Here is an 18,285-nt window from a genome sequence, read left to right as displayed (position 1 = left end):
CATCTAGCTCAAGCGGAAGGTTCTGGCGAGAGGGCGGCGCCACGGGGCGACGACGAGGCCGGTTCAGCCGCCGGTCAATATGTCGAGGATCGAGCCGGAGCCCTTCTTCATGGGGCCGCCGACATCGCCAGGCGGCACCGGACGCTTGATCGAAGCGGTCGAACCGCCGTCGGAAGGCATGGCCGGGCGGCCATTGCCACCGCTCTTCGCACCGCCGGCGACCGGCACGGAGGGCCTCGGAACCGCCGCGGGCGGGACAGGCGTCACCCGTTGCGGAGCGGGGTTGGCGGGCTTGCCAACCACAGCCGGCGGAAGCGCGGGCGGCGCTTCCTGCGCGGGCGCGACGCTGGCCGGGGCGGGCTGCCAGCTACCTGGCAGGCGCGCCACCGGCACGCCTTCATGCGCGGCCACCATGAATTCGTGCCAGGCCTGTGCCGGCAGCGCGCCGCCGGTCACGTTCTTCATCGGTTTCGCATCGTCGTTGCCGAACCAGACGCCGGTGGTGAGATTGGCCGTATAGCCGACAAACCAGGCGTCTCGGGAATTCTGGCTGGTGCCGGTCTTGCCGGCGGCGGGCCATGCGAAGGCAGCCTTGCGCGCCGTGCCGATTTCCACCGTGCCCATCATCATCGCGTTCATCATGCCGACGATCTCGGGCTTCAGCACGCGCGGGGCGGAACCCCCGGTATATTCGTAAAGCACCTTGCCCTTGGCGGTTGTCACCCGGCGCACGAAATGCACTTGCGGGCGATAGCCGCCATTGGCGAAGGGCACATAGGCAGCCGTCAGTTCCAGCGGCGTCACCTCGGAGGTGCCGAGAGCTATCGAAACGTTCTTCTGAAGGTCCGACTGCACGCCCATGCGGTTGGCGATCTCGATCACCGCTTCCGGCCCGACTTCCATGGCAAGCTGTGCCGCAACGGAATTCAGCGACCTGGCAAGCGCGGTCGCCAGCGTGACCTTGCCATAATACTTGCCGCCATAGTTGACCGGCTTCCACTTGCCGATCTGGATCGGCGCATCGTTGCGCACGCTGTCGGGCGTACGGCCTGCCTCCAGCGCGGCCGCATAGACGAAAGGCTTGAAGGCCGAGCCCGGCTGGCGGCGCGCCTCGGAGGCGCGGTCGAACTGGCTGGTCGAATAGTCGTAGCCGCCGACCATCGCGCGCACCGCGCCGGAATTGTCGATCGACACCAGCGCGCCCTGGCTGACGTCGAGCTTCCTGCCGCTCTCGTCGATCAGCCTGCGGATGGAGCGCTCGGCCAGCTTCTGCAAATCGAGATCGATGGTGGTGTCGACCACGATGTCGCCCTGCACCTCGCCGATCAGGGCCGGCAGTTCCTCCATGATCGTATCGGCGACATAGTTCTCGGACCCGGTCCAGTAGGATGGCACGCGCGCGGCCGGCGCGCTCATGGCGTGCGCCACTTCGCGCGAACTTACCAGCCCCTCGTCCTGCATGGCGGCCAGCACCAGTTGCGAGCGCTCTTCCGCCGCCTTGGGGTCGCGCGCCGGTGAAAGCCGCGACGGGGCCTTGAGCAGCCCTGCAAGGAGAGCGGCTTCGGAAAGGCTCACATCGCGCGCGCTCTTGCCGAAATAACGCCGTGACGCGGCCTCCACGCCATATGCGCCCGAGCCGAAATAGACCCGGTTGAGATACATGGCGAGAATCTCGTCCTTGGTGTGCTTGTGCTCCAGCCACAACGCCAGCAGAACCTCCTGCACCTTGCGCTCCAGCGTGCGGTCGGGCTTGAGGAAAAGATTCTTTGCGAGCTGCTGGGTGAGCGTCGAGCCACCCTGAGAGAAGCGCCCATGCATGAGGTTGGTGACGACGGCGCGGCCGAGACCGATCGGATCGATACCGAAATGCGAATAGAAGCGGCGGTCCTCGATGGCGATCACCGCTTTCGGGATATAGGCCGACATCTCCGACAAACGCACGGCCTCGCCCCCGCTCATGCCGCGATTGGCGATGAGACGCCCGTCCACCGAAACGATCTTGATGTTGGGCGTCCGCTCGGGAATGGACCATGTCGTGGCGGCGGGCATCTTGGCGCCGTAGTAGACCACCATGCCGGCAGCCGCGATGCCGCCCCAGATCGCCAGCACGAAGCACCAGTAGACCGTCCGCATGAAGATGCCGAACAGGCCGCGTCGCTTGCGCCGGCCCCCGCGCCCGGAACGCGCCTTAGGGGACCGCCGCGAGCTTTCCGCCTTGCGGGAACGCGGCTTGCGGCCCGAAGGCACGACCCGATCTTCCTCACGCAGCGAGAAGCCCGCCACCGATGCGTCCCGCGCCGGCTCGTCGAAACTCGGTTCGATGCGTCTGTTTCTGCGGTTCGCCATGCGCGATGCCGTACCTGCCCCCAGCCATTGGCGATGAGGTGAAGGCTAGTTGCGGCGATTTAAGGGCGGGTTAATTCGCCAGAAAACGTGGCATTCCTGCGCATGTGAAAACACCGCCGCCGCACGGGTGCGGACAGCGGTGCGAAGACGATCCCTGTTATTGTGCGTTCAGGGCGGCCGCGATCCTGTCCTTGAGGGCAAGGCGACGCCTGCGCAGCTCGGCTTCCGCGTCGTCGCTGATCGGATCTATGCGGGTCTCCGCCCTGTGGATCCGGTCGTTGACCTCGTCATATTCTTCCAGAACACGCGCGAATTCAGGGTCCCTAGCCTTGATGGCATGGATGGCATCGAGCTGTCCGGGAAACTCCTCGCCAAGGGTGTGTGGGGTGTTGGACATGTCGTCTCCTGTTGTATTCGCCGCAAGCATACAGGCTCACGCGCAGCGACGCTTGATCAAGGTCAAACAGCGCCGCGAAGGTCCGGCAACCAGCGTGCTTTGAACGCATTCAGCGCACAGCCGATTCGAAAGGAAAGCAGCCTTCAGGACTGGAACACCGCCAGTTCCGTGAAGGTCAGGTCTCCCGGTCCCGGTGGATTGGGACCCTTGACGAACTTTATCGCCCTGTCGGCGAAATAGTGTCCTGTCAGCCCCGGCACCGGCTCGTTGGCATCGACGAGGCACAAAAGGATGCCGCTGCGCATCAGATGACGGCCCAGCAGCCCGGCACAATGCGACAGATCTGCCAGAGACGGGCAGTAAATGACCTGATGGCACGGCACGACGCCATGCAGGAGGGAACGCCGCTTCAGAAGGAAGGGATGCATCTCGCCGCCGCATTCGCAAATTAGGGCCCGGCATCCCATCGCGGCATGCTCCACCAGCATATTCCGATGCGCCTGCGGCAGGCGGGCGAGCTCTGCCAGAGATGAGTGCACATCCAATACGCGGCCGGCTTCCCTTACCGCGCTGAGGACAGGCAGGAACATCATCTGGCCGCTTGTAAGGATGCGGAAACCCAGCGCCTTGTTGATACGCACCGTTGCGGGTGCAGGCGAGATGTTCACATAGGTGACATCCTTTCGCCTCAGCATCATGGCGATCAGCCTGGTCGCATAGGGCCGGAATTCGGGATCCAGACAGAGGCTGGACAGATTGCAGCGTATAGCGTCGCCCTCGTCGCCTGCATGACGCGTATAGAGCGTCAACACCACGCCGACGATGCGTCCCTCCACTTCCAGCAGCAAGCCGCAGCGAGGCAGATCGTCTACCGGCGGACGCGCAAACAGCTTGACCAGCGCTTGTTCCCAATAAGAGGGATTCCTGTCGGGGAAACCCCGGCACAGGCAGGCAATCACCCCCGGCCAGTCCGCCTGTTCTATCGGTCGGAAATTGCTGCCTGCGGGTAGTCCCCCAAGAACCGCCATTCTGTCCCCAAATGCAACGGCGCATGATCGCCATGGCCGCTAAATGCAATCCTTAATTGATTAAATTAAGATTTACAGCCATTGCGCGCATGTTTCAGGTTCCCCCAAACCTTCGCCAGCGATAATAGCAGGCGAAGCCGCACGGCTGACAGTGGCTTTCCCGCCCAGTTTCGAGGCATGGTTAATCCAGAGCGTCGTGCGCCCATGGCAGCGGTCGCAGAGAGCGGTCGCCATCTTCCCTTGTCTTCCTGAAATTCGCGATCACGCCCGCTTGCCGAAAGCGTCCGTCAGGAAACGGTTTCAAGGCCGAGCTTGCGGCGCAAGCGTTCAACGCGCTGCCGGAACATGTGATGACGTTCCGCCACCGGCGTCGCGGCAAGAACGATTGCGACCAGTTGCTCTTTCTCGGCGAGATCGAGAAGAGGCTTCAGAAAATCGGCAGTGCTGTCGATCACGGTCTGCACATCGGCCACCTGATCGCTCGCCCATTTGGCATAGGCAATGGCTTCGTCGAGCTGCTTTTCGCTGTCTGCGACAGTTTCGATCTGCTCCCGCACACGGGTTTCGAGCACATCGGAGACGGGTCTGTCTTCCGCGGCTATCGCCATCACCACCGTGGCGGCGGCAGTCACCGGATGGTCGATGGCCGTAACCGGTGCAATCGCGGCCTTCTTGCGCAACGTGTTGCGCCTGAGGTTTCCCCGCACCTTGCCGACAGCATCGGCCACCTCGCTCGCAGCCTCTCTCATATATTTGAGCCGGTACCACCAGAACGCCGCCGCTGCGAAAATACCGGCAACAGCAAGCAGTATATGCATTTCAGGCCTCCTTTTTTGCCTATAGCGAAAAAAAAGGGCAGCCGACAAGGCCAATGACATGATCATCCCGCCCGGCACCGGCTGGTCGGGAAACGGCCCGCGCCGGAATGCCCGGCACAGGTGCCGGGCACGCGCATCGATCTCAGCGCACGACCAGTACCGGCACCTTCGAGTGGGTCAGAACCTCCACCGTCTGGCTGCCGAGCAGCAGACGGCCGAGACCACGGCGTCCATGCGAGGCCATGACGATCAGGTTGGCGCCCTTCTCTTCGGCGACTTCGATGATCGCATCGGCCGGCCAGCGGTCGGCCAGATGGTCGACATCGGCCTTGACCCCCATTTTCTCCGCCGCCGCGCGCGCCTTCTCCAGGATGCCGCCAGCGAATTCCTTCTGGCCTTCCTCGTAACGGGAAATATCGTTCGGGCCAGCGACCCAGCCCGAAGCGGTTGCGCCGGCAGCAACGGGGAAAGGTTCCGTAACCATTACGAAAGTGACCTTGGCAGACAGGGCCTTGGCCAGCGACAATCCGTGATCGATGCCCTTCTGGGCAAGTTCGGATCCGTCGGTGGCGATGAGGATGTGGGTGTACATGGTTCGACCTCTTTTTGTGTCCGGTTAAGGAAACCAGAGCCGCGCATGGCCCGCAAGTGTGTCAGGCCAGACAGACAATGATGATCCGGCTGTGGCACAAACTGCCGCCCGGAACACAAATGCACTTCACCCCAATGGCCCAGCCACGACCTTGATGCAGGTCAACCCGCTTTGCCATTCCATCTCATGGCCGCATATTTTTCGCCGCCAGGGCCGGTTCTCGGAACCATCTGCGCTTTTCTGCGTTAAGGTAAATTCTCCACCAGTGCATCATGTCCAGGGAGGTTGCCGATGGATCGCCTGCAGTTCTTTTCGCCTGTCCGCGTCTCGCTCGGGCGCGGCCAACCTGTTCATGACATCGAGAATGTTGCCGAGGCCCTCGCCTTTTTGCGCGAATGGCCGATCGGCCGGCGTGGCCCGGTATACCGTTGCGCGCTGAACTGCTGCGCGGCGGCAATGGCGGCCCAGATGAGCGCGGAGGAAGCCCGCAAATCGTTTGCGGGCTTTGCGCGCATCACCGGACTGCTGATCGACAGCGGCCCATCGCCGTTCGTGGCCAGCGCACGCTCGGGCATGCGCCGTCCGGCAACCTGACCGATGCATCGCAGCACCGGTCTGGCAGCCGGGTTGCAAAGGAAACGCCACCCGCAGACGTCCCGTCGCGGGCGGCGCATGTTCAGTTCTGCTCGATGGAAACGCCGCTTTCGTCAATCTTGAGCTCGACGCCGCTCGGCTTCGATTCCTCGCGATAAACGTAGGTACCCAGCCCGATCACGACGACGACAAGCGCGCCGATGAGAAGATAAAGCATATTCCTGTTCATAGGCACACTCTCTCGACCAGGCTCAGGCCGTTTTCACGAGGCGGATGAGCAGCAGCAGGATCACCGCGCCGATTACCGCATTGATAATGGCACCGATAATGTCGCCGCCAATGTAAAGGCCGATCCGCGGCAACAGCCACCCGGCGATGAGCGCGCCGACAATGCCCACCACGATATTGCCGAGCAGGCCGAAGCCGTACCCCTTGACGATCAGGCCGGCGAGCCAGCCCGCGACCGCACCGACGATGAGAAAGATGATAAGACCTTCCACACCCATGACATTCCCTCCATGAGAAATGGCCAAGTCGGAGCGTCTCGCCCCGAATCAACCTCGGGTTTCAACAAATGCAGGGTATGGGAATATGCACACCGCCGCCAGCCGTTACATTGGGCACGGTTGCAGGCCGTCAAGCCTTGGCGATGCTATTCTTCCTCGTCGGCCTCATCCGCCTCGTCATCGGCATTGTCCGGACGCCAGCTTGTCGGCTCGATCTTCTTCTGCGTCCTCGAATCCGTATAGGCCCACCACGCCTGATCCCCGGCATCCCAGCGTGCAATGGATTCGTTCATCACCCCGTCGCTGTCGGTCCAGTAGACGGTGACGCGCGAACCGTCTTTCGGGGCGCTGGAAATGGGTTCGCGGTCGGCCATGAAGCGTTCCTTCCTGATGCATGTCCGGTGACGCTGAGCAACGCGCCGCGCCACCGGCGGTTCCGGTCTCAGCTATGGGCGAAGATATCGGTTTCTTCCCAGCCCATGAGGTCGAGCTTCGAGCGCGTGGGCAGGAATCGGAAGCAGGCTTCGGCTTCCCTCACCCTCCCGTCGCGCTCCAGCCGCCCCGCCAGCACATCGCGCAGGCGGTGCAGATAGAGCACGTCTGAAGCCGCATATTCGAGCTGCTCGGGCGACAGCGTCTCGGCCGCCCAGTCCGATGACTGCTGCTGCTTGGAGATGCTGACGCCCAGCAACTCGTTGCAGATGTCCTTCAGCCCGTGGCGGTCGGTATAGGTCCGGGTCAGCCGCGAGGCGATCTTGGTGCAGAACACCGGCTCGGGCATCACCCCGAAGGCATTGTACAGCACCGCAAGGTCGAAGCGCCCGAAATGGAACAGCTTCGTCACCTTCGGATTGCCCAGAAGGCTGACGAGATTCGGCGCCGTCTTCTGGCCGGCGGCGATCTGGATCACATCGGCCGACCCGTCGCCGGGAGAAATCTGCACCACGCACAAGCGGTCGCGATGCGGATTGAGGCCAAGCGTCTCGGTGTCGATGGCGATCGCATCGACGTCGTAATGGGCGAGATCGGGCAGATCGCCCTTGTGAAAACGGATGGTGCTCATGCTGGCCTCACTGCGTCAGCGCATCGAGGATGCGCGCCCACGAGCGCTGGCCCTTGTGGAAGGACGACAGCTCGTATTTCTCGTTGGGCGAATGGATGCGGTCGTCGGAAAGACCGAAGCCGACCAGCAGCGACTCCATGCCGAGATAGGTCTGGAAGTCGCCGACGATCGGGATCGAGCCGCCCATGGCGATCATCACCGCCGGCTTCGGCCATTCGTCGGACAAGGCATCCTTGGCCTTGGCCAGGAACGGCGAGTCGTAGGAAAGCTGGATGGCGGGCGAGCCGCCATGCTCGTGGAACTCGACAGAGCAGTCGGCGGGAATGCGCTCCTCGACGAACTTGCGGAAGGCGGCGCGGATCTTCGCCGGATCCTGCTTGTGCACGAGGCGGAACGACACCTTGGCCGAAGCCTGCGCGGCGATCACCGTCTTGAAGCCCTTGCCGGTGTAGCCGCCGGTTATGCCGTTGAACTCGGCCGTCGGGCGCGCCCACACCAGTTCCAGAACCGAGCGGCCCTTTTCGCCGGACGGGATCGACAGGCCGACCTGACCGAGGAAAGACTCGGCCGTTTCGCCCAGCGTCTCCCACGATTTCAGAACCTGCGAGGGCGTTTCCTCGACCCCGTCATAGAAGCCGGGAATGGTGACGCGGCCGTTCTCGTCGTGGATGTCGGCAAGCGCGCGCGCAAGGATGCGGATCGGGTTGGCGGCCGCGCCGCCGAACTCGCCCGAATGAAGGTCGCGGTCGGCGGCATGAACGGTCACTTCCTCGCCGACCAGGCCCCGCAGCGCCGTGGAGATGGCGGGCGTATCCCGGTCCCACATGCCGGTGTCGCACACCAGCGCGAAATCGGCTTTCAATTCCTCGGCATTGGCCTCCAGGAACGGCTTCAGCGACGGCGAACCGCTTTCCTCCTCGCCCTCGAACAAAAGCGTGATGCGGCATGGCAGGCCGCCATGAACCGCCTTCCATGCCCGGCAGGCTTCGACGAAGGTCATGAGCTGACCCTTGTCGTCGGCCGAGCCGCGTCCGGTTATGACCTTGCGGCCGGGCTCCACTTCCTTCAGCGCCGGCGCGAAAGGGTCGTCATGCCACAGCTCCAGCGGATCGACCGGCTGCACATCGTAATGGCCGTAGAACAGCACATGCGGGCTGCCTTCCGGGCCATCATGATGGGCGACGACCATGGGGTGGCCGGGCGTGTTGCGCACCGAAGCGTCGAAGCCGATGCTCCTGAGGTCTTCGACCAGCCATTCGGCGCCCTTGCGGCAATCGGCGGCGAATTCGGGATCGGTCGAGATCGAGCGGATGCGCAACAGCGAAAACAGCCGCTCAAGGCTGTCGTCGAGCGACTGGTCGATGCGGTCGAGAACGGGGGAAAGTCTGGACATGGATTTCGGGCCTTTCGATTCTGCGCGCAACCCTAAAGCCGTTGCCTGAAAACCGGAAGCCCGCCAAAAGCGCAAAAAAGTGCCGCCGTGGCGGAGGGGGAACCACGGCGGCTTGCTTCAAACGGCGCGGCAGCCCGGAGAGGGGGATAGGCTGCCGCGTTTGTCCGGGAAAGGCGGGGGACGGGCCTTGGTTCCGGACTTCGGCGAAAACTGCCGATGACTGCTATCTGTGGATTGGAACATGGCGATTCAAGGGCACAAAGATTACATCTTTGTAACATAGGTGTGATGCCTGTTTCCCCTGTCAGCAGAGGCCGGTTACGGCGGGTATAACCCGCCTTTGCGATGGACCGCGACGCCTCGCCACGCTATCCATTCGCCATGAAAAAAGGCGATCATCTCTTCCTTGTCGACGGCTCGGGCTATATTTTCCGCGCCTATCACGCACTGCCGCCGCTCAACCGCAAGTCGGATGGGCTGCCCACCAATGCGGTGCTCGGCTTCTGCAACATGGTGTGGAAGCTGATGCGCGATGCGCGCGACACCGATGTCGGCGTCACGCCCACCCATTTCGCCGTCATCTTCGACTATTCGTCGAAGACCTTCCGCAACGACCTCTATCCGGAATACAAGGCCAATCGCTCGGCCCCGCCAGAGGACCTGATCCCGCAGTTCGGGCTGATCCGCCACGCCACCCGCGCCTTCAGCCTGCCCTGCGTGGAGATGGAAGGCTTTGAGGCCGACGACCTGATCGCCACCTATTGCCGGATGGCCGAGGAAGCGGGCGCCGACGCCACCATCATCTCCTCCGACAAGGACCTGATGCAGCTCGTCAGCCCGGCCGTGTCCATGTACGACCCGATGAAGGACCGCCAGATCGGCATTCCCGAGGTGATCGAGAAGTGGGGCGTTCCGCCGGAAAAAATGATCGATCTTCAGGCGCTCACCGGCGACTCCATCGACAACATTCCCGGCGTTCCCGGCATTGGCCCGAAGACCGCCGCCCAGCTTCTGGAACAGTTCGGCGATCTCGACACGCTGCTTTCCCGCGCGGAAGAGATCAAGCAGCAGAAGCGGCGCGAATCGATCATCGAAAATGCCGACAAGGCCCGCCTCTCCCGCGAGCTGGTGACGTTGAAGCGCGATGTTCCGGTAAAGGAAGTGCCGGACGATTTCGTGCTCGAACCGTCCAATGGTGCAAAGCTGCTCGCCTTCCTCAAGGCGATGGAGTTCACCACCCTGACCCGTCGCGTCGCCGAAGCGACGGGAACGGATGCCGCGGAGATCGAGCCGGCGGACATTCCTGTGGAGCGCGCGGATTCCGCGCACGGCCCGGACATGGAAACCGCCCCCGCCGAAGCTGCGGACGAGACCGCCGGGGCCGCTCCGGCCATGGACGAAGGCGACACCCCTTCCCTGCTCGCGGCCCTGCGGGCCGGGGCGGCGACGGCGGAAAAGATCGACGTCGATGCCTATCACACCATAACCGACCTTCAGACGCTGAAGGACTGGATCGAAGAAGCGTTCGAGACCGGCGTCGTCGCCTTCGACACCGAGACCACCTCTCTCGACCCGATGCAGGCCGAACTGGTCGGCTTTTCGCTCGCCACGAGGCCGGGCCGCGCGGCCTATGTGCCGCTTGGCCACAGGCAAGGCGCCGGCGATCTGCTCGGCGGCGGTCCGGTCGAGGGTCAGTTGCCGGTGCGCGAGGCGCTGGCCGAGCTGAAGCGGCTGATGGAAGCGCCTTCCGTGCTGAAGGTGGCGCAGAATCTGAAATACGACCTTGTCGTGATGAGCCGCTACGGCCTCGACATCGCCCCCTATGACGACACGATGCTGATCTCCTACGTGCTGGACGGCGGCGCGGCGCGCGGCCACGGCATGGACTCGCTCGCGGAAAAATGGCTCGGCCACAAGACCATCCAGTTCGGCGAGGTCGCCGGCACCGGCAAGAGCTTCATCGGCTTCGAGAACGTCGCCATCGACAAGGCCACCCGCTATGCCGGCGAGGATGCCGACGTGACGCTGCGGCTGTGGCAGGTGCTGAAGCCGCGCCTTGCGGCCAAGGGGCTGGCATCGGTCTATGAGCGGCTGGAACGCCCGCTCGTCCCGGTTCTGGCCCGCATGGAGCAGCGCGGCATCTCGGTGGACCGCCAGATATTGTCGCGGCTTTCCGGCGAACTGGCGCAGGGCGCGGCGGCGATCGAGGAGGAAATCTACGGCCTGATCGGCGAGCGCATCAATATCGGCTCGCCCAGGCAGCTGGGCGAAATCCTGTTCGGGCGCATGGGCCTGCCCGGCGGCTCGAAGACCAAGACCGGCCAGTGGTCGACCTCCGCGCAACTGCTGGAAGACCTTGCGGCGGAAGGTCATGAGCTTCCGCGCAAGATCGTGGACTGGCGCCAGCTCACCAAGCTGAAATCGACCTATACGGACGCCCTGCCCGGCTACATTCACCCTGAGACAGGCCGCGTTCATACGAATTTTGCACTCGCCGCGACCACGACGGGGCGGCTTTCTTCATCCGACCCGAATCTGCAGAACATCCCGGTACGCACCGCCGAGGGGCGCAAGATCAGGACCGCATTCGTCGCGGACAAGGGCTTCAAGCTGGTTTCGGCGGATTACAGCCAGATCGAGCTGCGCGTGCTTGCCCATGTCGCCGACATTGCCCAGCTCAAGCAGGCATTCGCGGAAGGGGCCGACATCCACGCCATCACCGCTTCGGAGATGTTCGGCGTGCCGGTGGAAGGCATGCCTTCCGAGGTGCGCCGGCGCGCCAAGGCGATCAATTTCGGCATCATCTACGGCATTTCGGCTTTCGGCCTCGCCAACCAGCTTTCCATTCCGCGCGAGGAGGCCGGGGCCTACATCAAGAAGTATTTCGAGCGCTTCCCCGGCATCCGCGACTATATCGAGGCGACCAAGACCTATGCGCGCGAGTTCGGCTATGTCGAGACCGTGTTCGGCCGGCGCATCCACTACCCGGAAATCCGCTCGCCCAACCCTTCGGTGCGCGCCTTCAACGAACGCGCCTCGATCAACGCCCGCCTGCAAGGCACGGCGGCCGACATCATCCGCCGCGCCATGATCCGCATGGAGCCTGCCCTCACCGAGGCCGGGCTTTCGGCCCGCATGCTTCTACAGGTGCACGACGAACTGATCTTCGAGGTGGCCGACGACGAGGTCGGGGCGACGATCCCGGTGATCTGCGACGTGATGGAAAACGCGCCGATGCCGGCTCGCTCGCTGTCGGTACCGCTCAGGGTCGATGCGCGCGCTGCTCTCAACTGGGACGAGGCGCACTGAGGTAATGGCAGGACGCGTCAGGCCGCCTGCCCGGCCCATTTGAGCGCATCGGCCTCGATGCGCTTGATCCAGCCGTCCTTGCAATCCGAATAGGCGTGCGAATCGTCTGGATGCGCGTCGCGGCAGCCCTGCTTCACGCGATCATATTCGGCCGCGGTGTCGGCATGGGCGCGCGGATAATCGCGGAAGGCCGGATGGCGCGTAATTACCGGCGAGCCTTCCAGATAGCAATGCGCCTGAACAAGCCGCTGCCCGCTTTGCGGATCCGACCTGGTGCAGTAGCGCCGCCCCGGCAACCTGTACTCTCCTCACCATTCATAGCCGAGCGCTTCGACTGCGACACATCAGGCATCGAACGCCTCCAGATCGCGCACCACCGGAAACAGGTCGATGACCGGTTTGGCATGGATGCCGGGAATGGCGGTCGAGCCAATATGATGGACGGCGACGAGGCAGCCGCCTGCCGCTGCCGAAAGACTCTATGCTTCGGCCTCCGCCTGCCTCGCCCAATCCGAGTTGTGTGCAACCAGAGCGACCTTTATGGGAGGCGGCATTTTTCTGTCTCTTTCATCTGTTCTTAGTCAGTTCGGCACTTCTATACGCTGAACCCCTCGACATGAAAGGCAGGACATGGCCTCCAGCAGATTGCGCATCGCGGTCCTCTTCGGCGGGCGCTCGGCCGAGCACGACGTTTCGGTGCTCTCCGCCACAAATGTCATGCGGGCTCTCGATCCCGTCCGATATGACGCCGTCCCGATTTTTGTCACCCGCGAAGGCCGCTGGCTGCTGAGCAGCTTCGAAGACGGCGCCCTCGAAAAGCCTGCCAGCGGCAGCGAAGTCAGCCTGCTGGCTGGCGGCAAGGGCCGCGCACTGGCGATCCCGGAAAACGGCACGCCGCACGAGCTGGACAGGATCGACATTCTTTTCCCGGTGCTGCACGGATTGCATGGCGAGGACGGTGCGGTGCAGGGGCTTGCGCAGGTGGCGCGCGTGCCTCTGGCGGGTTGCGGCATCATCGGTTCCGCCAATGCGCTGGACAAGGACATCGCCAAGCGCCTGTTCAACGAGGCCGGCGTTCCCGCGGCACGCTCCCTCACCATTCTCCCCGATTCCGCTCCTTCCTTCGCAGAGATGCAGGAGAAGCTCGGTTTGCCGCTGTTCATCAAGCCGGCAAGGCAGGGCTCGTCGGTCGGCGTCAGCAAGGTATCGGGAGAAAAGGGCTACGAGACGGCGCTGGCGGAAGGCTTCAGGCATGACACAAAGCTGCTCGCTGAAGAGTTCATCGATGGCCGCGAGGTCGAATGCAGCGTGCTCGAAGCCCCCGATGGCAGCCTGTTCGTCTCGCGCACCGGCGAAATCGTGCCGGCCGACAGCCACGGCTTCTACACCTATGACGCCAAGTATATCGATGCCGACGGCGCCGCCATCAAGGTGCCGGCCGACCTGCCCGAAGGCGTGGAGGACGAAATCCGTACGCTTGCGGCGAAAGCCTTTCGCGCGCTCGGCTGCGACGGCATGGCGCGCGCCGATTTCTTCGTGACGGCGGACAGGCGCATCCTCGTCAACGAGCTCAACACCATCCCCGGCTTCACCGACATCTCCATGTATTCCAAGGCCATGGCGGCAAGCGGCGTCAGCTATCCCGAAATCATCGACCGGCTGGTCGCGCACGCTTTCGCGCGGGCGGATCGTGTAATTTGAGCGCCGCCCAATAGCACATGAACATCACCGGCAGGCATGAGAAGGCGAAGCCTGCCATTGTCGAGCGCCCTGCGCGATAGAGCATGATCTCGACAACGAGCAGGCCAAGGGCCGAAACGAGCATGAAGCCCGTCAGCCCGAAGCGCATCTTCGGGTCCCGGACCTCGGCCTCCGCCGACACGTTCGCTTCATGACTCTTGCCGTAGAACACGCTTCGTTCCAGGGCCTCTTCCGGCAAGGGTTGCGCCGGTTCATCGGTCTGCCTGAACAGGCCGGCGCGGGCGATCACCAGTATCTCCACGATGACCGACAGGAACAGCCAGACGAAACCGATGAAAATGCCGGCGGCATCCTGCGGACCTTGCGTGGTCAGGAGAAAACAAGCGGCGATGCTGCCGAAGATGGTGGCGATGAAAGCGAACAGCGCGCAGACCAGATAGGCAACCCGCGCGCTGCCTTCCTGCGCCTGCTTTTTCTTCTTGCCCGCCATTATTCCGGCAATGGCGCGTGGGCAGGCAGGACAGCCGCCATCCGGCTCAGGCCGCCTTGTTGCGGCAGCTTTCGCAGATGCCGCGAAACTCGATGACCGCATGTTTCGGCGCAAAGCCGGTCGATCGCACCCAGTCTTCCAGCCTGTGGCTGACGTCGTGATCGCACAGTTCGGCCACCTGCCCGCAGGTGTCGCAGATGGCGAATGTCGTCATGGAATGGCTGTGGTCATGCGGCTCGGCGCAGGCGACGAAAGCGTTGAGGCTTTCCAGCCGGTGGACAAGCCCTTCCTTCACCAGTGCATCGAGGGCCCGGTAGACCTGCAAGGGCGCGCGAAACCCCTTCTCGCGCAACTGGTCGAGCAGCGTGTAGGCGCTGAGCGGCGCACCGGCCGCCTCGAGCTTTTCGAGCACCCAGAGCTGGTTCCTGGTGAGACTGCTTCTTGCCGCCATAGTCCTGCCTTGTCCGGAGCGCACAGGGAAAGTTCCGCAACGCGCCTGCCCTTATGTAGTAATTATGTGGCTCAATGGCTACCGCCTGCCCAAAGGGGAAGCAAGCGCGCGCCCTACTTGCGCGGCGGCCCCTCGCGCTCGGCCGATGCCGCCCACAGATTGATGTCGGCGTCGCGCGCATAAGTGTCGATCCCGGCAAGCTCCGCATCCGAAAAATCGGGCTTCGCAAGCGCGCCAACGCAATCCTCGATCTGCTCGACGCGGCTTGCCCCGATCAGCGCAGAGGTGACGCGCCCTCCCCGCAGCACCCATGCCAGCGCCATTTGCGCCAGCGTCTGCCCGCGCCGTTCGGCAATGGCGTTGAGCGCGCGGATATTGGCCAGCGTTTCCTCGTTTATGAAGGATTCGCGCAGCGGTCCGCCCTTCTTCACCCGGCTGTCCTGCGGAATGCCGGCGAGATATTTGGTGGTGAGCATGCCCTGTGCCAGCGGCGAGAACACGATGGAGCCGATGCCCAGCCCATCCAGCGTATCGAGCAGCCCGTCATCCTCCACCCAGCGGTTGAGCATGGAATAGCTTGGCTGGTGGATCAGGCAGGGCGTGCCCATCTGCTTGAGAATGTCGGCCGCCTCGCGGGTGCGCTGCGAATTGTAGGACGAGATGCCGGCATAAAGCGCCTTGCCCGAGCGCACCGCATGGTCGAGCGCGCCACAGGTCTCCTCAAGCGGCGTGTCGGGATCGAAGCGGTGCGAATAGAAGATGTCGACATAGTCGATCCCCATGCGCTTCAGGCTCTGGTCGAGGCTTGCGAGCAGATATTTGCGGCTGCCCCATTCCCCATAAGGACCGGGCCACATATCGTAACCGGCCTTGGTCGAAATGATGAGCTCGTCGCGATAGCCGGAAAGATCGGTGCGCAAAATTTCGCCGAACGCGGCTTCCGCAGCCCCTTTGGGAGGGCCGTAATTGTTGGCGAGGTCGAAATGGGTGATGCCGAGATCGAACGCCCTGCGCACCAGCGCCTGCCGCGTGGCATGGGGTGTCGTATCGCCGAAATTCTGCCACAGCCCGAGCGAAATCGCCGGCAGCTTCAGGCCGGAGCGCCCGCAGCGGTTGTAGATCATCCTGTTGTAGCGGTCGGAAGCGGGAAGGTAAGCCATGCCCTTTCTTAGCGCATCGCGGACCTCTGGGGAATGATCGGGTTTCGCTGTATGAACCGATTGAAAAATCCGTGCCGGTCTGGAACACAGGATTTCCCCCGATGTTGCGGAATTGAAGGAGATGCCGATGCCGACAACGATGAAGGGTCCCGCGATCTTCCTGGCGCAGTTCGCCGCCGAAGAGGCCCCGTTCAATTCGCTCCCCGCCATCGCGAAATGGGCGGCGGGACTCGGCTACGAGGGCATCCAGATTCCGAGCGGCGATGCGCGCCTGTTCGATCTTCGCCGCGCCGCCACCTCGAAGGACTATTGCGACGAGCTTGCAGGCATCTGCGCCGAGGCCGGCGTCGCGGTCACCGAGCTTTCGACCCATATCCAGGGCCAGCTCGTGGCCGTGCATCCCGCCTATGACGCGCAATTCGATTCCTTCGCGCCGGAGCAGGTGCGCGGCAATCCCAAGGCGCGGCAGGAATGGGCCGTCGAGCAGATGCATCTTGCGGCAAGGGCGTCGCGCAATCTCGGCCTCGACGTGTCGGTGAGCTTCACCGGCGCGCTCGCCTTTCCTTATCTCTATCCGTGGCCGCAGCGCCCCGCAGGACTGGTCGAGGAAGCCTTCGCCGAACTCGGCCGGCGCTGGAAACCCATTCTCGATGCCTACGAGGAACAGGGCGTCGACATCGGCTTCGAAATCCATCCGGGCGAGGACGTGTTCGACGGCGTCACCTTCGAGATGTTCCTCGACGCCGTGGGCGGGCACAGGCGCTGCGCCATCAACTACGACCCCTCGCATTTCCTGTTGCAGCAGCTCGACTATCTGGCCTTCATCGACATCTACCACGAGCGCATCCGGGCTTTTCACGTCAAGGATGCCGAGTTCAATCCGACCGGACGGCAGGGCGTCTATTCGGGCTATCAGGGCTGGCTGGAACGCGCCGGCCGCTTTCGTTCGCCGGGCGACGGACAGGTCGATTTCACGGGCATTTTCTCGAAGCTCGCGCAATATGGCTACGACCGCTGGGCGGTGCTGGAATGGGAATGCTGCCTCAAGCACCCGGAAGACGGCGCGGCCGAGGGGGCACCGTTCATCCGCGACCACATCATCCGGGTGACGGAAAAAGCCTTCGACGATTTCGCCGCCAGCACCACCGACCGCAAGCTGCTGCGCACCATGATGGGCATCTGAGAAGGAGGACTTCATGGCGAACGACAAACTTCAGGGTCCGATACGCTACGGCCCAATTCGCTACGGGATGGTGGGTGGCGGCCAGGGCGCATTCATCGGCGGCGTGCACCGCATCGCTGCACGCATGGATGGCGAGTTCGTGCTGGTGGCCGGCGCGCTGTCCTCCAACCCCGAGCGCGCAAAAGCTTCCGCCGAGGAACTGGGGCTCGATCCCGCGCGCAGCTATGCCTCCTATGCCGAGATGGCGAAGGCCGAGGCGAAGCGCCCGGACGGCATCGAGGCGGTGTCCATCGTCACGCCCAACAACCACCATTTCCCGGCGGCAAAGGCGTTCCTCGAAGCCGGCATCCACGTGATCTGCGACAAGCCGCTGGCCACCACGCTTGCCGAGGCGAGGAAGCTTGCCGCACTCGTCGAAAAAACCGGCAAGCTGTTCGTGCTCACCCACAACTACACCGCCTATCCGATGGTGCGGCAGGCACGCGAGATGGTGGAAAGGGGTCTGCTTGGCGACATCCGGCTGGTGCAGGTCGAATATCCGCAGGACTGGCTGACCGAGGACGTTTCGGCCGCAGGCAACAAGCAGGCGTCGTGGCGCTCGGACCCGAAGCAGGCGGGAGCGGGCGGCGCGACGGGCGACATCGGCACCCATGCCTACAATCTCGCCCGCTTCGTCACCGGGCTGGAACTGGACAGCCTCGCCGCCGACCTCGACTCCTTCGTGCCCGGCCGGCTGCTGGACGACAATCTCAACGTGCTGCTGCGCTTCAGGGCAAAGGCCAACGCCCCGCCCGCCAAAGGCATGCTGTGGGCGAGCCAGGTCGCACCCGGCCACGAGAACGGGCTGAAGCTCCGGGTCTATGGCTCGAAGGGCGGGCTGGAATGGGTGCAGGCCGACCCGAACTATCTGTGGTACACGCCCTTCGGCGAGCCGAAGCGGCTGCTGACGCGCGGCGGAGCGGGCGCGCTCGCCAGCGCCAGCCGGCTGACGCGCGTGCCTGCCGGCCATCCGGAAGGTTACCTCGAAGGCTTCGCCAATATCTATCGCGAGGCCGCAGCCGCAATCCGCGCTGCCCGCGACGGCCACAAGCCACCGAAGGACATTGTCTTCCCCACGGTTCATGACGGGGTGGAGGGCATGGCCTTCATCGAAGCCTGCGTGAGATCCTCGAAGAAGAACGGCGCCTGGACGAAACTCTGAGCGGCGACAAAGTGGCCGCTTGCCGGCGCAACACGATGTGCTAGGTCTGGCAC

18 protein-coding genes and 1 pseudogene are annotated in these 18,285 nt (G+C 63.6%); 5 read left to right on the top strand and 14 right to left on the bottom strand.

Going from position 1 to position 18,285, the window contains the following annotated elements; translation table 11 throughout:
- Positions 1 to 63 precede the first annotated feature (63 nt).
- The 5 genes from DES43_RS04710 to DES43_RS04690 all read right to left on the bottom strand — a co-directional run bounded on the left by DES43_RS04710 (position 64) and on the right by DES43_RS04690 (position 5,181).
- The gene (locus DES43_RS04710) at positions 64 to 2,346 is read right to left on the bottom strand and encodes a transglycosylase domain-containing protein (RefSeq protein WP_035024553.1); all 2,283 of its coding nucleotides are present in this window, start codon (positions 2,344 to 2,346) and stop codon (positions 64 to 66) included.
- Positions 2,347 to 2,503: 157 nt separating this feature from the next.
- Positions 2,504 to 2,743, bottom strand: coding sequence for an HP1242/YdcH family protein (locus tag DES43_RS04705; RefSeq protein WP_035024554.1), 240 nt, complete (start codon positions 2,741 to 2,743; stop codon positions 2,504 to 2,506).
- Positions 2,744 to 2,886: 143 nt separating this feature from the next.
- Positions 2,887 to 3,771 (bottom strand): GNAT family N-acetyltransferase, encoded by an 885-nt coding sequence (locus DES43_RS04700; protein WP_245264654.1) that lies wholly within the window; start codon positions 3,769 to 3,771, stop codon positions 2,887 to 2,889.
- 287 nt (positions 3,772 to 4,058) lie between these two features.
- The gene (locus DES43_RS04695; protein WP_035024557.1) at positions 4,059 to 4,589 is read right to left on the bottom strand and encodes a hypothetical protein; all 531 of its coding nucleotides are present in this window, start codon (positions 4,587 to 4,589) and stop codon (positions 4,059 to 4,061) included.
- Between the two features lie 142 nt (positions 4,590 to 4,731).
- Positions 4,732 to 5,181 carry a universal stress protein gene (locus DES43_RS04690; RefSeq protein ID WP_035024558.1) on the bottom strand — a complete coding sequence of 150 codons (450 nt, stop codon included), beginning with the start codon at positions 5,179 to 5,181 and terminating at the stop codon, positions 4,732 to 4,734.
- Between the two features lie 291 nt (positions 5,182 to 5,472).
- Between DES43_RS04690 and DES43_RS04685 the strand changes: the two genes are divergently transcribed.
- On the top strand, positions 5,473 to 5,775 hold the full coding sequence (locus DES43_RS04685) for a DUF982 domain-containing protein (protein WP_051520434.1): 303 nt from the start codon (positions 5,473 to 5,475) through the stop codon (positions 5,773 to 5,775).
- An 82-nt stretch (positions 5,776 to 5,857) separates the two neighbouring features.
- Here DES43_RS04685 and DES43_RS22655 read toward each other — a convergent pair whose 3' ends face one another.
- The 5 genes from DES43_RS22655 to DES43_RS04665 all read right to left on the bottom strand — a co-directional run bounded on the left by DES43_RS22655 (position 5,858) and on the right by DES43_RS04665 (position 8,737).
- Positions 5,858 to 6,004 carry a hypothetical protein gene (locus tag DES43_RS22655; protein ID WP_035024560.1) on the bottom strand — a complete coding sequence of 49 codons (147 nt, stop codon included), beginning with the start codon at positions 6,002 to 6,004 and terminating at the stop codon, positions 5,858 to 5,860.
- Between the two features lie 22 nt (positions 6,005 to 6,026).
- A complete protein-coding gene (locus tag DES43_RS04680; protein ID WP_035024561.1) occupies positions 6,027 to 6,281 on the bottom strand; it encodes a GlsB/YeaQ/YmgE family stress response membrane protein in 255 nt (84 codons plus the stop codon).
- Positions 6,282 to 6,427: 146 nt separating this feature from the next.
- Positions 6,428 to 6,655 (bottom strand): hypothetical protein, encoded by a 228-nt coding sequence (locus DES43_RS04675; RefSeq protein ID WP_035024562.1) that lies wholly within the window; start codon positions 6,653 to 6,655, stop codon positions 6,428 to 6,430.
- 68 nt (positions 6,656 to 6,723) lie between these two features.
- Positions 6,724 to 7,344, bottom strand: a complete 621-nt coding sequence (locus DES43_RS04670) for a ribonuclease D (RefSeq protein WP_035024563.1) — start codon at positions 7,342 to 7,344, stop codon at positions 6,724 to 6,726.
- Between the two features lie 7 nt (positions 7,345 to 7,351).
- Positions 7,352 to 8,737: a M20/M25/M40 family metallo-hydrolase gene (locus DES43_RS04665; protein ID WP_035024651.1), complete on the bottom strand. Its 1,386-nt coding sequence runs from the start codon at positions 8,735 to 8,737 to the stop codon at positions 7,352 to 7,354.
- 381 nt (positions 8,738 to 9,118) lie between these two features.
- On the opposite strand from DES43_RS04665, the gene polA reads away from it, so the two are divergent.
- The gene (polA, locus tag DES43_RS04660) at positions 9,119 to 12,046 is read left to right on the top strand and encodes a DNA polymerase I (RefSeq protein ID WP_035024652.1); all 2,928 of its coding nucleotides are present in this window, start codon (positions 9,119 to 9,121) and stop codon (positions 12,044 to 12,046) included.
- A 17-nt stretch (positions 12,047 to 12,063) separates the two neighbouring features.
- On the opposite strand, the pseudogene DES43_RS22650 reads toward polA, so the two are convergent.
- Positions 12,064 to 12,498 (bottom strand): annotated as a pseudogene (locus tag DES43_RS22650) (GrpB family protein); the annotation flags it as partial.
- Positions 12,499 to 12,676: 178 nt separating this feature from the next.
- Between DES43_RS22650 and DES43_RS04650 the strand changes: the two are divergent.
- Complete coding sequence (locus DES43_RS04650) at positions 12,677 to 13,747, top strand: D-alanine--D-alanine ligase family protein (protein WP_035024565.1); 1,071 nt, start codon at positions 12,677 to 12,679, stop codon at positions 13,745 to 13,747.
- On the opposite strand, the gene DES43_RS04645 is transcribed toward DES43_RS04650, so the two are convergent.
- The 3 genes from DES43_RS04645 to mgrA all read right to left on the bottom strand — a co-directional run bounded on the left by DES43_RS04645 (position 13,695) and on the right by mgrA (position 15,848).
- Positions 13,695 to 14,237 carry a hypothetical protein gene (locus DES43_RS04645; RefSeq protein WP_035024566.1) on the bottom strand — a complete coding sequence of 181 codons (543 nt, stop codon included), beginning with the start codon at positions 14,235 to 14,237 and terminating at the stop codon, positions 13,695 to 13,697. The two genes, DES43_RS04650 and DES43_RS04645, sit on opposite strands and share 53 nt — an antisense overlap.
- A 46-nt stretch (positions 14,238 to 14,283) precedes the next feature.
- Positions 14,284 to 14,688, bottom strand: coding sequence for a Fur family transcriptional regulator (locus DES43_RS04640; protein WP_035024568.1), 405 nt, complete (start codon positions 14,686 to 14,688; stop codon positions 14,284 to 14,286).
- A 113-nt stretch (positions 14,689 to 14,801) separates the two neighbouring features.
- Positions 14,802 to 15,848, bottom strand: coding sequence for an L-glyceraldehyde 3-phosphate reductase (gene mgrA, locus DES43_RS04635; protein WP_035024569.1), 1,047 nt, complete (start codon positions 15,846 to 15,848; stop codon positions 14,802 to 14,804).
- Positions 15,849 to 15,975: 127 nt separating this feature from the next.
- On the opposite strand from mgrA, the gene DES43_RS04630 reads away from it, so the two are divergent.
- Both DES43_RS04630 and DES43_RS04625 read left to right on the top strand, forming a co-directional pair.
- On the top strand, positions 15,976 to 17,031 hold the full coding sequence (locus DES43_RS04630) for a sugar phosphate isomerase/epimerase family protein (protein ID WP_035024571.1): 1,056 nt from the start codon (positions 15,976 to 15,978) through the stop codon (positions 17,029 to 17,031).
- A 13-nt stretch (positions 17,032 to 17,044) separates the two neighbouring features.
- The gene (locus tag DES43_RS04625) at positions 17,045 to 18,232 is read left to right on the top strand and encodes a Gfo/Idh/MocA family protein (protein WP_035024573.1); all 1,188 of its coding nucleotides are present in this window, start codon (positions 17,045 to 17,047) and stop codon (positions 18,230 to 18,232) included.
- Positions 18,233 to 18,285: the final 53 nt, after the last annotated feature.

The sequence above is a fragment of the Aquamicrobium defluvii genome (assembly GCF_004363725.1).
GTDB lineage: Bacteria > Pseudomonadota > Alphaproteobacteria > Rhizobiales > Rhizobiaceae > Mesorhizobium > Mesorhizobium defluvii.
Note: the sequence above shows the minus strand (reverse complement) of the source record. Positions and strands in the feature narration are given on the sequence as shown.

Coding starts and splice junctions, on each gene's coding strand:
- DES43_RS04630 (WP_035024571.1), top strand. CDS start 15,976: ATGCCGACAACGATGAAGGGTCCCGCGATCTTCCTGGCGCAGTTCGCC.
- polA (WP_035024652.1), top strand. CDS start 9,119: ATGAAAAAAGGCGATCATCTCTTCCTTGTCGACGGCTCGGGCTATATT.
- DES43_RS04685 (WP_051520434.1), top strand. CDS start 5,473: ATGGATCGCCTGCAGTTCTTTTCGCCTGTCCGCGTCTCGCTCGGGCGC.
- DES43_RS04670 (WP_035024563.1), bottom strand. CDS start 7,344: ATGAGCACCATCCGTTTTCACAAGGGCGATCTGCCCGATCTCGCCCAT.
- DES43_RS04690 (WP_035024558.1), bottom strand. CDS start 5,181: ATGTACACCCACATCCTCATCGCCACCGACGGATCCGAACTTGCCCAG.
- DES43_RS22655 (WP_035024560.1), bottom strand. CDS start 6,004: ATGAACAGGAATATGCTTTATCTTCTCATCGGCGCGCTTGTCGTCGTC.
- DES43_RS04640 (WP_035024568.1), bottom strand. CDS start 14,688: ATGGCGGCAAGAAGCAGTCTCACCAGGAACCAGCTCTGGGTGCTCGAA.
- mgrA (WP_035024569.1), bottom strand. CDS start 15,848: ATGGCTTACCTTCCCGCTTCCGACCGCTACAACAGGATGATCTACAAC.
- DES43_RS04695 (WP_035024557.1), bottom strand. CDS start 4,589: ATGCATATACTGCTTGCTGTTGCCGGTATTTTCGCAGCGGCGGCGTTC.
- DES43_RS04675 (WP_035024562.1), bottom strand. CDS start 6,655: ATGGCCGACCGCGAACCCATTTCCAGCGCCCCGAAAGACGGTTCGCGC.
- DES43_RS04705 (WP_035024554.1), bottom strand. CDS start 2,743: ATGTCCAACACCCCACACACCCTTGGCGAGGAGTTTCCCGGACAGCTC.
- DES43_RS04680 (WP_035024561.1), bottom strand. CDS start 6,281: ATGGGTGTGGAAGGTCTTATCATCTTTCTCATCGTCGGTGCGGTCGCG.
- DES43_RS04665 (WP_035024651.1), bottom strand. CDS start 8,737: ATGTCCAGACTTTCCCCCGTTCTCGACCGCATCGACCAGTCGCTCGAC.
- DES43_RS04650 (WP_035024565.1), top strand. CDS start 12,677: ATGGCCTCCAGCAGATTGCGCATCGCGGTCCTCTTCGGCGGGCGCTCG.
- DES43_RS04645 (WP_035024566.1), bottom strand. CDS start 14,237: ATGGCGGGCAAGAAGAAAAAGCAGGCGCAGGAAGGCAGCGCGCGGGTT.
- DES43_RS04700 (WP_245264654.1), bottom strand. CDS start 3,771: ATGGCGGTTCTTGGGGGACTACCCGCAGGCAGCAATTTCCGACCGATA.
- DES43_RS04710 (WP_035024553.1), bottom strand. CDS start 2,346: ATGGCGAACCGCAGAAACAGACGCATCGAACCGAGTTTCGACGAGCCG.
- DES43_RS04625 (WP_035024573.1), top strand. CDS start 17,045: ATGGCGAACGACAAACTTCAGGGTCCGATACGCTACGGCCCAATTCGC.